Here is a 14,026-nt window from a genome sequence, read left to right on the forward strand (position 1 = left end):
CTTGGGTAGATTTATATTTCACATTTCTATTTGTCTCTCAATTCCTGATTTAAATTCAATAGTTAAATCGCTGTTGTAAATTGTTACTTTCTCAATAAGCCGTCTTACTAACTGCTCATCATATTCCTCCAGCTCGCAGGATTGCTCATTCAAGAAATCAGTCATTTCAACGATTCGTTGCCTTTTTCCTTCTCGCTCTGCATTTTCAACTAGTGCATTTTGCTTTAATTCTCGAAGGCGGTAAATTTCATCAGCGACATCTTCATAGTCATTCTTGGACTTTGCTTGGATAAGAAGCTGTTGTTGCAATTCTTCCAATTTGCTATCAAGGTCATCAGTGGCATTATCATTTTCTTCATTAAATACAGTAGCTATGTTTTTCTGTAGCGCCTGGATGAAGGGTTCTTTGTTAGCCAAAAGGTCGTTAATAGCCTTGACCACTGCTGTCTGCAACGTTTCCTCGTTTATGGTAGGTGCAGTACATTCAGAGCCCTTTTCCTCCAATCGACTAACGCATCTCCAAACGATTGACTTGTAACCTCGGTTATTCCAATGTACCCGTCGGTAAATATCGCCACAGTGTCCGCAGTAAACAATACTCGATAAAGCATACTTACTGCTGTAAACTCGCTTTCTACCACCCTTGCCGCTGCGAAGATTTGCTCTTCGAACCATCTCTTCTTGAACTTGCATAAAAAGCTCACGTGGAATGATAGGCTCATGGCTATTTTCCACATAATACTGGGGAACGATGCCGTTATTCTTTACTCGCTTTTTAGAAAGGAAATCAACCGTATATGTTTTTTGTAGAAGTGCATCACCAATATATTTTTCGTTCTGCAGTATCTTTTTCAATGTTTCTGGTCTCCATTTGGCTTTGCCTGCCGCTGTTAGAATACCATCTGCTTCTAACCCTCTTGCTATCTGTAAAAGGCTAGCACCCTCAAGGTACTCTCTGTAAATTCGTTTAACAACCTCTGCACCCTCTGGGTCAATCACCAGTTGCTTGTTTTCATCTTTAGTATATCCGAGAAAACGCTTGTGGTTGACCTGTACTTCACCTTGCTGATATCGATACTGAATACCTAGCTTAACGTTCTGGCTTAAGGATTGGCTTTCTTGTTGGGCAAGGGATGCCATGATAGTCAGTAATACTTCACCCTTAGAATCCATGGTGTTGATATTCTCTTTCTCGAAGAATACCGCTATGTTTTTATCCTTTAACTGACGGATGTATTTAAGGCAATCCAACGTGTTTCTGGCAAATCGGCTGATGGATTTTGTGATAATCATGTCAATTTTTCCTGCCATACATTCTTCAATCATGCGGTTGAACTCTTCACGCTTCTTGGTATTTGTACCTGTGATGCCGTCATCTGCAAAAATACCTGCCAGTTCCCATTCCTTGTTCTTCTTAATATATTTTGTATAATGCTCGATCTGAATTTCATAACTTGAAGTCTGCTCTTCACTATCCGTTGAAACACGACAGTAAGCAGCCACTCGTATTTTGGGTTTGCTTTCACTATTTTTATTATTTCCAACCCGTTTAATTGCCGGAATCACTGTTACATTCCTACTTACCGCCACTTGTTACACCTCACTTTCTATCAGACTGTAAGCATATTCCGCCTGCTTGTATGGATCTTCATATTTTTGCACCAGAGGTTTTACTTTGAACTTTACAGGGTAATCCCTTACCGGTTCATCTTTAGGCTCCCATATCCTTCCGAGCTTTTCTGCTCGTTTTCGTTTTTCTACTCTGGCTTTTTCAAAGGTCTCTTCATCAATAATTGGAGGGTAGAATTCATCGCCCAAGTAATGCTTGTTCTGCAACATCTTACTTGCTGTGGCATGGTAGCAGTCTATCCCGGCTTTTTTAGCAGCCCCCTTCAAAGAAAGTCCTGCCAAGTACCCTGAAAATAATTCTCTTACTTTTTCTGCTGCTATATCATCCACAACAGCCTTTCCATCTTCAATTCTATATCCATAGGGTGTGTGACCCATCTAATTCACCAACCTCTCCTTCAATGTGATTCCACATTTTAATTCAAATCCGACTTCCTCTCGTGAAAAAACAATAATCTTTTCTACGTAATTTTCAAACAGCTCATCCTCATAGGCTGTGAGCATTTTGGACTTAGTGGCAAACTTAAGTAAACGGGCAACTTCGTCTACTTTTGCAAAATTGCCATTGACGGAACGAGTAAGTTGATCCTTTTCAGCAAGAAGCCTTTCTCTTTCTGCTTCCAGTGAATTCTTTTCTTTATTAAACAGGGCAGGTTCCAGATACGCTTTGGCCATTAAACCCGTCAGCATCTGGCTCTGCTCCATGTTATTTTCAATCTTAGTTTCCAATTCTTCAATTCTGCTGAAACTTGCCACATTGTTCTGGTTACGTAATCCATTCAAAAGTGGTCTTAATATGAATTTCTGACCGAATATGAGTTTATTCATCATCGTAACAAATGCAGTCTTTATATCATCATCTCGTATGAACTGCATAGAACATTCCGTTATATTGCTTATATGCTTACTGCAGCACCAAGCGATGTATTTTCTTCCAGATGAATGAATCCGTCTTTTAAAGGTACTGCCACATTCAGAGCAAATAATTTTACTGGAGAAAGAATATCGGTTTAGATATTTGCTGTTGCGTTTTTCGATGCCTTTTTCTTTTGCTCTCTGATTAAGAATGGCATCTACAGCTTCAAAATCCTCATGGCTAATAATTGCCTCATGATGGTTTTCTATTAGATACATATTATTCTCACCGTAATTGGTGTGCCTGTTAAAATGGCTGTCCGTATAAGTCTTTTGCAAAATAACATCGCCAGTATATTTTTCGTTGGTCAGAATCCCTCGAATGGTAGTAGCCGTCCAACGGCCACCTCTTTTTGATGGGATACCCTTTTGATTAAGATTATTTGCAACTTTCTGTGTACCTTTGCCCGATAATACTTCTGCAAAAATATACTTCACAATTTCAGCCTGCTTAGGGATTACTTTCATTTGACCATCAATGTTTTGATACCCATATGGTGGGTAGGAAATTTTAAAGGTTCCGTTTTGAAATCGTCTTTGAATGGCCCACTTCGTATTCTCTGAAATGGAAATTGACTCACTTTCTGCAAGCCCACTTAAAATGGAGAGCATCAATTCACTTTCCATTGAACCTGTATTGATGTTTTCCTTCTCAAAATAGATATGAACCCCAAGGTCTATCAGTTTTCGAACCATCTCCAAGCAGTCTGTAGTATTTCTCGCAAATCGGCTGATGGACTTTGTAATGATTAGGTCAATTCTCCCAGTTTCACAGTCTGATAACATCCTAAGTAAGCCAGAGCGATTCTCCTTTTTCGTGCCACTGATTCCCTCATCATAATATAGGCCTGCATATTCCCATTCTGGATTCGCCTTTATGTAGGTCTCATAATGGGCCTTTTGTGCTTGCAAGCTGACTAGCTGTTCATTACTATCTGTTGAAACACGGCAGTAGGCAACTACTCGGGTTTTTGGCTTAATAAAAGAGTTGGCTAGATTTCCTTCTATTTTCGTTATCTTTTTCATCCTCTCACCTCCTTCTTGGTAGGTCACATATTACCTCTGAAACCCTTATATATCAACGATTCCAGGGCATTATCTCAGCTAAAAAAGGGGAGAAAGTTTGGCGGTTTAATGCGTCTATCTTGTTAAATTCCACTTCAGTTATTAAGCCTTTTTCGAGCATCTTTCTCAGCATCTTTTCTGCCTGGATATAATCAAACTCACATTGTAACTGTTCCTGTGAAACTCTCTTAAGTGCGGTGGTGCTTTTGTCTATAACCTCATCCGAAATCTTCGTAACTTTTTTATCCTCGTGCTGATTCACTAGGAATCACCTCCTACCTAATAGCCGTAGGAACAGGTCGAAGTTGAGGATTTGTAAAATTTAATTAGAATCAAGGCATAAAAAAAGAGCCTGCAAGGGAAGAACCCCCACAGGCTAGATAAATTAATTGTTTAATAATAATTTATTTGAGAGACTTTGTGAAAATCAAGAAACACCGTTTTAAACTCGCCCTTTTGATTAATCATACTTAATAAATGCATCCGTAAAGCCTGCCTTTTTAGCTTTGGCTAGCTGTGCATTCGCATTTGCTTTATCAGAATAAGCACCAATTTGCACACGGTAATATTTCTTATTCACCAGCTCAACTGTTTTATTTTCAGCATTTAATAGTTTCTTTACATCCGCTCGAAAGGTGTCCATACTCTTCCCATGCTTAGGAAACCAATGCATCACATCTGCATGATTACTGGCAATGCCTCGTTTATAACCTTCGCTATGACAGATGATATCTTTTTCACTAAACCCATAGAGTTTGCAAAGATGTACACAAAGCTCCACAGCTTCCTTGTAAACAGCAGAAAAATACGAGGCATCGGTCAATCCGTCCTCGCAAATTTCAAAACCAATATGAGAATTATTAGCGGCTCCTCCAGCATGCCAACCTCGGTGATTCCAAGGTAATGTTTGATAGGTAGCAATGGAACCATCTGCTAATTTACCAATGAAGGCATGGACACAGACTTTACGCCCTCCAGGTTTGTCTTGATTCCAATGGTTGTTATACTGGTTCTTTCCTAGCAAGCCATCGTCTGGGCCAACGTAGCGCTTCAACCATGGGTTGTTTGCACCAGTCGAGTGAACCATAATACCCTTTGGTGTTATGGTTTTACCCGCTTTATAGCAGGCATTGTTCGTAAGTAATAGTTTGCGTAACTTCATTAAAATCACCTCTAATCAAATATTAAGTCAATCATCTTCCACCACCAGGCTTAGGCGGTTCCCCATCACGTCCATGTAGTTGCTGTAGAACAGATTTTAGGTTTTCTGGAATAGGCAGTCCTATATGTCCAGCGTTCTCTAAAATGGATACTCCTTCATTACTTAGGTAGAAAAAGATTACTGCAGTTCGTAAAATCCCACTATTTTCTCCAATACTAACCAAAATTTGTGTATCGATAATATGAGCGATGCCTACCATTATAAAGATGAGTACCTTTTTGAAAATCCCCTTAGCACCGATTTCGCTACACAGTTTTTTGTTTGCAATTGCACAAAAGACACCTGTCAGGTAGTCAATGATCACAAAGGCTACCAGTGCATAGAGAAATCCGTCATAACCGCCGAGAAACCACCCAAGAAATCCACCGACTGCGGCAATAGCTAGCTGTATCCAATTCCAAATTTCTTTCATTAAAGACACCTCCGTTTCGTGTATTTCCATATAGAAAAGCGCCCCTGCAAATGACAAGAGCGCTGAATTTTATTTTTACATTATTTTTATTAGGTCATGAATTTGTTGCATCACATCTGCCCTAGGTCTTCCTGTACCAATAGGTAGCCATGTGACAGATGGTATATCGAATGCATGGGAAGAATCAAAACTATTAATTATCATAGTAATCGCATCAATAGCTTTACGCATTTCAACGATATGGAATGGCCAATTCTTAACAGTGGTCTTTCTTGCGATGATCTCCTCTTTCCAAGTTGCAGGGGACATATTGTAATAGCTACGTACCCTGTTTATAGCAGTTCGAAGCGTCTTAATATGCGCTGCCTTTACATGAGTCACATTAGCGGTGATGATTTCAAAAGGTAATGCTAAAATCGTGAAGGTACGAACAACTTCTGTGCTTGCTGACTCGATATCACTGTCAAGGCAACGAAAAGTAACCGTATGATTTCCTACAGAAAGAGGTTCTGCTTGGTAAACCGTCTTGACACCATTACCAAGATAGCCGCTTACAGAAAACCGCTCAGGATTGTCCACGCTATTTTGCCATGGACCAGAATCAATCCTTACCTCCACTATTTGTGTTTGTCCATCTGGTTCAATTCCTGTTGTAATCATAAAACGTGGTGTAGAGTTATAAGTAAAATTGCCAGACATTGGACAGTCCACTACTGGTGATGCAGGTGGGCTGTTTTTCTTTACCATGTTGCTAACTACAAAGGCAGAAACTGCATCAAGTGCATCTGTAACACTGATTCGATAACGGGTATACCGACCAGCTATTTGTGAAGCATTTACCTGAAGGCTACCTGAGGTATTGCTTGAAATAATAGTCGTCAGTGCTACGTATGCCGACCAATTCACACCATCTGTCGATGTAGACTGTTGTATGACATACTGCTTAATCGCACTGGTTCCAGGTACCGTCCCACTCCATGAAAGATTTATTGTATTAGCTTCATATATTGGAGGGTTTGCGGCAAAAATAGTCGGTGGGATCGGCAGTATATTTTTACGAACAGTGTTGCTAGATATAGCCCAGTCTGAGTAAAAATCTTCTCCAGCCGTACCACGGGTTCTTATTCGGAACCGACGATAATGACCACGTGTGGTAGGTGGACTGACATTTAAAATACTGCTTGTTGCTGAAGTATTGACGATAGCCAATGCCAACCAAGCACCCCAGTTGCTATTATCAGGCGACTCACTATATTGTATTTCGTAGGATGTGATGGCATTACCTGCACCACCAAATGCTCCACTCCACGAGAGAGTAACATTTCCTTCGGATAATGTTGCACTTACCGTGCAAAGGGTCGGTGCTGTACAAGCTGTCACGTTACAATAAATGCTATTGCTGACTTTCTCTATTGAATAAACATCCAATGAATCAATTGTCCAAATACCAAATTGTGTATATGTTCCTGGAGTCCTCGATACTATTGGATTATAACTGCCACCGCTTGCCGCCAATGTCAACGTAGTCAACACATTCCACGCACCCCAAGTACTATTATCCGTTGAAGTACGACTGGCAATTTGATATCCCTTAATTGGACTCGTACCGCTTGATGCCCCACTCCAAGTCAGTGTAATCGTTTCATCACTATATGCTGCAGGGGATGCAATAGCGGTCGTTGCTGGCTTTGGTACAGTGTTTCTGCGGACGCTGTTTGTGGATACTTTCCAGCCAGAGTAATAACTAGCACCTGCTGAACCACGGGTTCGCACCCGAAATCTACGGTAATTACCTCGGGTAGGAGGTGGCGCAACGGATACATTACCACTTGTTGCTGTGGTGGTCAGCGTGGTCAAGGCAGTCCATGCTCCCCATGTGACGTTATCGGTAGATTCACTATATTGAATCTCATAACTGGAAATCGCATTATTAATACCTCCAGAAGCCCCACTCCAAGAAAGAGTCACATTCCCTTCTGCAAGTGTTGGAGAAACAGTACAAGATGTTGGGGCTCCACAAGCTGTAGTAAGCAATGGAGCACTTAGTACCGTATAGCTTGAATTGGTAATTACACCAGAGGATAATGGCAATCGTCCATCAGATACCACTTTGAATGTGACTGGCTGGGTTGCATTACCTGTAGTAGAAGCGCAGGTTACCGAAACATATCTGAGCCTTGGTGTGGTCCCTTCCCAGTTATCTCCATCCGCCGCTTTAATACGTACCTGTGAAGAAGATCCATTTACAGTCATAGTGCAAAGCAATGCATAACCACTACGGATAAAGGAACCTGATGAACCCAACGCAGCGGATATGGTGAAATTGTATCTCATCTGACTATTATTTAGACGGCTTTTGGTATAAGTAATTGTGTAATGGACGGTCGGGCTAGAACCCGCCTGCAGAGTGATGCCATTAATATCCGCCACTTACATTCACCTCCTCCTATTCATAAACAGCCGAAACTAGCGAGTTTACCAGCCCACAAAGGCTAGTATTCAATCGGGTATCTATAATGTTATTTGCTGAAATCGATGTGGCAGCCGAAGGTACTAAAACATCAGCGATGCCAAGTTCATAGACATCGCTTGTTCTTGTCAACTCTGGAGCTATGGGTGTTGCTGCGGGAGTACCCGTGACAATGGCAAGCTGAATGCTCCTCGTAATTTGACTTAAGCGAACCACAACCCGGTCTATGCGAGGATTGCTTCCGTCTGCTGTAGAAAGTGGTTTGTTTAAAACATCCGTATTTTCATATCGATAACCATTAATCCACGCACTGCCCGCTGCTATGCTCACTACCAACCCAATCCCTGGAGACACCAGAAGGTTTGTTGGTGTAGAATAAAATACACCATTCGAGACAAGGCTTCCAAAATATGCAGCGAAATCTGTTGCGTCATAGATTCTATCTCCATCAGATGAGTTGAAAAATCCACTTTTCTCCATAAACTATTCCCTCCTTACTAAACGGTTTTTGTGTACTCTATAACTACATAGCCTGTATATGCAGTTCTATCATTGCCTGGTTCGACTACAATGTCGGTCATATTCACGAAGAGTCCGATTTGAGATGCAAAGTTGTTGTAACGAGCAAGGGGCAGTGGCAAGAAAACACTCCCATTCGTGACAAAACCGGTTAAACTGACAACAGTGCTGAGGTTTGCTATACCATGAGGTACATGTTTTGGTGTTGTATCCGTAAGCGAACCGAGATTTATCTCTTTACGATAAATCGTCTTGCCATCTATCCATAGCCGCCCTGTGTTTTGTTCTGTAGTTGAATAGTCGCTAAAGGAAGAAGCCAGTTTAGTGGCTGTAATTGTACGGTCTGTAATTTTCAAGCCAGTGACTGCTCCATTGGCAATCCTTGCAGTAGTTACAGGTTCGTTATTGATATTAAGCCAGTTTGCTTGAACAGAAGGGTTGTTAAATACGAAAACAGAAATCACATAAAATGTCATGGTATTACGAGAAATAAAGAAACCCATTGCCCGCTGATAGCCATTCCCCGTGTTATCCCCGTTATGCTTTACCAAAAAGACATGACCGTCATCACTTGGCTGGTCACTAAACTTATTGCCACTCCATGAGGTGAAATAAAAGGCATCCCCAGAGTTCATATGGTACAACGCATATTGTCCAATGGATATAGTACCTCCGCCCACATTGATTTCGAGTGCTGGTAGTTTACCATACAGATTATTGATAGTAGATGCTACGCTGTCTCCTTGAATCTCTGAATCTACCTCAGTCAAGTCACCTAAGGTTTCCTCCACAATTCCCAACGTTTCCTCCACGGTCCCTATAGCCTGTGCAATTTCGGATATGCCCGTTGGAGCAAATATCGCTGTTTTAACCTCGCTTAAGTCAGAGCGGATTTTTTGTGCTATCGTTAACTCCGCTTTTCCAAACACTACACTGATGCTCTGGCCGTCTGCGTCATAGGTTTCCTCGACTTCGGTGATACGTGTCGTCATGGATACACCCCATGCTTTGGAAATAACTTTGACGGTTTGCCCAAGATCGAAGTCTATCTTATATGACAAATTACCGTGTGGATTGACAGATGTATCAAATGAATAGCGTATTGCCTGCTCACTAAGCTTACTTTGACCTCGAAAGATTAGTGTATCAATGTAATCCGAACCAAAGTCTTCCGCCCGCAAATCCTTAGCATCCACAAAAATTTCATGTCTTGTCTCACCTGAGCCACCTGTAATCGAAATAAAGGTTCGCTCTGTGCCTTCTCCTTCACCAGCAACAAGGGCAGTGTTGGCATAATCTCCTGCACTTATTGTATAAATCTGTTCCGTAAGATTTTCATATTCCTTAGAAAATACTGCTTGTGATTCCTTTCCTCTATACAACGATATGGTAAATCCCCCTGTCGCAGGAGAGAACACGGTCTTAATGCCAATATCTGAGGCAACACATAGTCCTGTCACCGCATCCATCAAATTTCTATACGATATTTGTGTGCTGATGGGAACATTTAAGTTTGGAGCAGAAAAGGTTATGTTTGAAATCTTCCTTGCTGTATCAGAAGGATTGATAAGATTATTATTTAAAAGTTGCTCTACACAAGTAGAAATGTCACCAGACAGTTTCTCCGTTTGCCAAACAATGCGGCGGGAGAGGAAGGAAGTTGCAAAACGACCACTTGCAGTAATAATTTCATGCTCGGTTTGAGAAAGTTCCAGATGCTCAATGATCCCGGCTTCCTCATCATCATTTTTCCAGATGATATTCCCTTCCTTTAAGAGTTCTGTATTCTCTGGAGTTGCTATCGCCTTTAACTCAAATGAGCCACACTGGGAATAGCGTCTCGTCCAGCGTAAGTACTCGAAAGATTCCACAATGCCCGCAAGCTCTCGGTTTGAATTGTAGATATACAGTTCCATTTTCACACCCCCAGAAACTGCGGACGAAAGTAAATACTAACCTCTAACAGTTCCATATTGACAGAAGCATCGTAACGCAGTGTATTAAGACCCGCCGCTAGTTGAAAGAACACCGAATTCGTATCTAACAGTGAAAATGCATTTGTAACCGTTGACCCATCAATCTGGACTACACGCTTACCAGCGAAATGGGTATATACACGAAGTTCATCCCCAGCGCTCATTGTAGTGAGAAGTCGGATATATTCTCCCGTGTCTATGTTTAATAGTTCAGGGTTCGACACAGTACCTAAGGCCCTAAACACTATCTCGCATCCACAAGATACATCCCCTATATTTTCCACCGTAATGATTTGGCTAGGTTGACGCATTCCGAACTCCATCCCAGTCATTGGAATTTCCAATTCAAACTCAAATAGCGGTATCCATGATGCTAGTTCCTCTCGCACTTCATTTAATGTCTCAAAGAAAGGGGATGGGCAGAGCAGACTGACAAAGAAGTTTGGTATTCGTTGCCGATTAGAAACACTAAAACCTGCCTCCTCCACAACACAGGATATCTGTCGCTCGCGGTATTGAAGCGTCCCTAATAGCTTTGGACTAAATATTTGAAGGAAGCGTTGTCTCCTTTTATACGCCTCATCGGGAGTATCAGCAACAACCGTACCTTCAATCGTTATGTTTCGCATATCTAGTGTGGAGGAAATATAAAAAGCGCCATCTTGGTCTGGTGCCTTGAAAGTGTTGACAGTTTGACGGATGTTGCCAGTACCATCTATCTTCATAAGAAAATACGGTCGGCTTTGCTTAAGCGTAATGCTCTCTCCATCTCTATTGGTGTATGTTAGCTCCATTTCCGTACCTCCTTTACAATTCAAGTGCCAGTTTACGGGATAAGTTCTTAAACTGCCGTGCTAGTTCTTTTTCTGATAGAGCCTTAGGTGTCACTACCGAGATGTTTTGAGTGATACTTGCACCAGTGGCATTGCCTTGCCCAGATATACCTCTGTAATTAAAATCAAAGCTGGTTGGTACTGCATTTTGCATATCCCTTGAAACTGCTGTCATTGCATCCTCAAACCCCACACCGATACCTTCACCCATGTTGCGGCCAATTCCAGCAAATAGAGTTGAAGGGGAGCGGATACCAAAGAAGTCTTTAATCTTCGATACAACATTTCCGAAAAATCCAGATATTTTACTCCATAGCCATGCACCTGCATCTGATATACCTTGCCATAGACCTTTAATCAAATTGCCACCCACTTGAGCCATTTGACCGATATAACCAGTAAAGGCTCTGACCAGTCCAGAGATGATCTGCGGTACTGCTTTAACAATCTCTACGATTATCCTTGGCAGATTTGCAATCAGTGCCACAAACAGTTGAACACCCGCTAAAATAACCTTATCGATGTTACCAATAATGGCATTGACCAGCGAGGTAACAATCTTGGGAATAGCACCTACAACAGTAGTAATAATCTGTGGCAATGCTTGAATGAGAGATACCAAAAGCCGGATACCTGCATCAATAATCAAAGGGATTGAACCAATAACAGCACTGATGATACTGTCGATAATTTGCGGGATTGCTTCCACAACTGCTGTAATAATGGTAGGCAAAGCTGTAACCAGTGAGGACAATAATTGAATACCCGCTTCAATAATCTGCGGAATAGATTTAATGATAAAATCCACTATTGCTTTGATGATGACCGGTAAGGCAGAAGTAAGCTGAGGTATTGCCTCTACCAATCCCTGTGCTAACCCTATAATCAACTGCAAAGCGGCATTCAAAATGAGTGGTAGGTTATCCATCAATCCTTGGACAATCTGCATAACAGCAGAAACTGCCGCAGGGATGAGTTGTGGTAAAGCGATGCCGATCCCCTCCACTAGTGCTGTTACTAGTTCGATTGCTGCATTTATCAGTAGCGGAAGGTTATCAATTAACGCTCCAACAATCGTCATTAGAGCACTTACTGCTGCTGGGATAAGTTCTGGTAAAAGATTTAAAATTGTTTCCAGTACTTGCGCAAATATATTTGTAACCAATTCAAGAAGCATTGGTAGCAAGTCTGCAACCGCCGCTAATATTGCGCCTGTCGCTGTTGGCAAGGCGGCTACGATATTTTCTAAAACCGGTACAATATTAGTGACAACCGCCTCGAAAGCATCAACAAGATTCTCAGTCAGATTCGTCATATCAGCATTGGCATTACCGAGTTCAGCTGTAAATGAACCAAGTGCGGCCTGTAGTAACCCAATAGAACCGGAGATTGTCTCGGTTGATTCTTTTGCAAAGTTACCTGCATACTGCTCTGTGTTCTCAAAGAACATTTGCATTGCTACTTCGGCTTTTTCCGCTTGTGTTGCAGTATTCCAAGTGAAATCCAGACCCTTTGCGAGAGCATAGGCTTCGATGTTTGTAGCGTTCATCGCAACACCTAAGTTATCCATCATATCAAAGTTACCCTTTGCCGCCCCAGTGACTGCCTCCAATGCCGAGGACATATCAATACCCATAACAGATGCCATGTCTGCCGCACGTTGCATGGCCTTTTCAGTTAGCTCAAGACTTCTCTGTTGCTGTATACCAGAACCTTGGAATAACGCGCCCATTTTGTTAGCAGTTGCAAGGTACTCACTTTGGGAAACACCTAGATTTTTATAGGCTTCCTCACCAGTTTTCTGAATCGATGCAGCATATGCTCCAAAAACCGCCTCCGATCCACCTAGGTTTTGTTCTAATTCTCCGAACTGAGTAACTACCTCTTTACCTAACTTAATAGCCGCGGCTCCAGCGGCAACGGCAACCGCACCCATCGCCACACCAATTCCCTTGAGTACACCGCCAAGCTTTTCAAACCTGCCACCAGCATCCTCTGCACTTTTACCGGAATCCTCTAACTCTTCACCGAGATTATCCGCTTCAATTGTAGACTCCTCAAGTTCACGTTCCATAAGGTTCAGTTCTGCCTGAGCCCTATTTAATTGGATCTGCCAGTTTTGGGTGCGGCGGTCATTTTCACCGAAAGAGGAGGAGGCATTGTCAAGGGCAGCCTTAAGGGTTGAAATCTTTTCTTTCTGTGCGTCAATTTCTTTATTTAAAACGGCATTTCGTGCCGTGATCGATTGAATGGATTTATCATTCTTATCAAATTGACTGGTTACAAGGGCCATTTCACTACCTAGTACCTTAAATGATTGATTAATTTCCGAGAGTGCCTTCTTAAATTCTCGCTCACCCTCGACACCTATTTTTAATCCAAAATTGTCCGCCATCCCTTCACCTCCTCCTATATGCCTAGTGGGATAATATCGTCAATTGTCCGAGTTTTCTTTGGTTTTTCAATACCATGCCATTGCTTGTGGCAAGTCCATAAATCAAAAAACAGCCCAATTGGCATAAGCCAGAATTCCTCTGCTTCCATGCCCATCTGAACCGTTCCATAATAAAGAAGCCGGGTAAAGACCTCAGCGTCCGTTACCCGACTTCCACGTTTTTTGGAGTTTCCTCCTCACTTTCTACATTTCTCTTTGTACCTTTGAACATCGCCTCGGTAATTGCAGTTTTATATGCCGCTAAGTCAAGCGGTGAGGTAAGAAGCTCCACTTCTTCCTCTGTCAACAATTCTTCTGGTGCGTTCTTATTCTTAAGATTGCGAATCAAAATGGACTGGTTTGCAAGCAGCGTGATTAGCCAAACAATCTCGTCCAGTGCCATCTCGAAGTTTTCTGATTTCATCAGTTTTTCTCCAAGGTTTTCAAGACCACCGTAACGACCGGCAATGGCCTTTGTTGCACGTGTAGTTAAAACCAGTTCATACTCTTTGTCACCTATGTTGATTGAGGCACTTCTTTCATTATCCATT

Annotated in this window: 13 protein-coding genes; all 13 read right to left on the reverse strand. The window is 42.0% G+C overall.

Annotated features, from left to right (window positions below; all coding sequences use genetic code 11):
• Positions 1–18 precede the first annotated feature (18 nt).
• Positions 19–1,590 (reverse strand): recombinase family protein, encoded by a 1,572-nt coding sequence (locus AN964_RS23280; protein WP_055742188.1) that lies wholly within the window; start codon positions 1,588–1,590, stop codon positions 19–21.
• Between the two features lie 3 nt (positions 1,591–1,593).
• Positions 1,594–2,007, reverse strand: coding sequence for a recombinase family protein (locus tag AN964_RS23285; RefSeq protein ID WP_055742189.1), 414 nt, complete (start codon positions 2,005–2,007; stop codon positions 1,594–1,596).
• Entirely contained in the window at positions 2,008–3,570 is a 1,563-nt protein-coding gene (locus AN964_RS23290) for a recombinase family protein (RefSeq protein ID WP_055742190.1), read from the reverse strand.
• Positions 3,571–3,622: 52 nt separating this feature from the next.
• Complete coding sequence (locus AN964_RS23295) at positions 3,623–3,871, reverse strand: SHOCT domain-containing protein (RefSeq protein WP_083489528.1); 249 nt, start codon at positions 3,869–3,871, stop codon at positions 3,623–3,625.
• A 198-nt stretch (positions 3,872–4,069) separates the two neighbouring features.
• Complete coding sequence (locus tag AN964_RS23300) at positions 4,070–4,771, reverse strand: N-acetylmuramoyl-L-alanine amidase (protein ID WP_055742191.1); 702 nt, start codon at positions 4,769–4,771, stop codon at positions 4,070–4,072.
• A gap of 31 nt (positions 4,772–4,802) precedes the next feature.
• Positions 4,803–5,243, reverse strand: coding sequence for a phage holin family protein (locus tag AN964_RS23305; RefSeq protein ID WP_027625352.1), 441 nt, complete (start codon positions 5,241–5,243; stop codon positions 4,803–4,805).
• A 75-nt stretch (positions 5,244–5,318) separates the two neighbouring features.
• Positions 5,319–7,673, reverse strand: coding sequence for a hypothetical protein (locus tag AN964_RS23310; RefSeq protein WP_055742192.1), 2,355 nt, complete (start codon positions 7,671–7,673; stop codon positions 5,319–5,321).
• Between the two features lie 16 nt (positions 7,674–7,689).
• Positions 7,690–8,043: a hypothetical protein gene (locus AN964_RS23315; RefSeq protein WP_233276194.1), complete on the reverse strand. Its 354-nt coding sequence runs from the start codon at positions 8,041–8,043 to the stop codon at positions 7,690–7,692.
• A 167-nt stretch (positions 8,044–8,210) separates the two neighbouring features.
• Positions 8,211–10,148: a siphovirus ReqiPepy6 Gp37-like family protein gene (locus tag AN964_RS23320; protein WP_055742193.1), complete on the reverse strand. Its 1,938-nt coding sequence runs from the start codon at positions 10,146–10,148 to the stop codon at positions 8,211–8,213.
• Between the two features lie 2 nt (positions 10,149–10,150).
• Positions 10,151–11,026, reverse strand: coding sequence for a phage tail family protein (locus tag AN964_RS23325; RefSeq protein ID WP_235950457.1), 876 nt, complete (start codon positions 11,024–11,026; stop codon positions 10,151–10,153).
• Complete coding sequence (locus tag AN964_RS23330; protein WP_055742195.1) at positions 11,016–13,436, reverse strand: phage tail protein; 2,421 nt, start codon at positions 13,434–13,436, stop codon at positions 11,016–11,018. The genes AN964_RS23325 and AN964_RS23330 overlap by 11 nt, the downstream gene beginning before the upstream one ends.
• Positions 13,437–13,450: 14 nt before the next feature.
• A complete protein-coding gene (locus tag AN964_RS26845; RefSeq protein ID WP_163258573.1) occupies positions 13,451–13,591 on the reverse strand; it encodes a hypothetical protein in 141 nt (46 codons plus the stop codon).
• A gap of 47 nt (positions 13,592–13,638) precedes the next feature.
• Positions 13,639–14,025: a hypothetical protein gene (locus AN964_RS23335; protein ID WP_053995425.1), complete on the reverse strand. Its 387-nt coding sequence runs from the start codon at positions 14,023–14,025 to the stop codon at positions 13,639–13,641.
• Position 14,026 lies beyond the last annotated feature (1 nt).

It is taken from the genome of Heyndrickxia shackletonii (assembly GCF_001420715.1).
GTDB classification, from domain to species: Bacteria; Bacillota; Bacilli; order Bacillales; family Bacillaceae_C; genus Margalitia; species Margalitia shackletonii.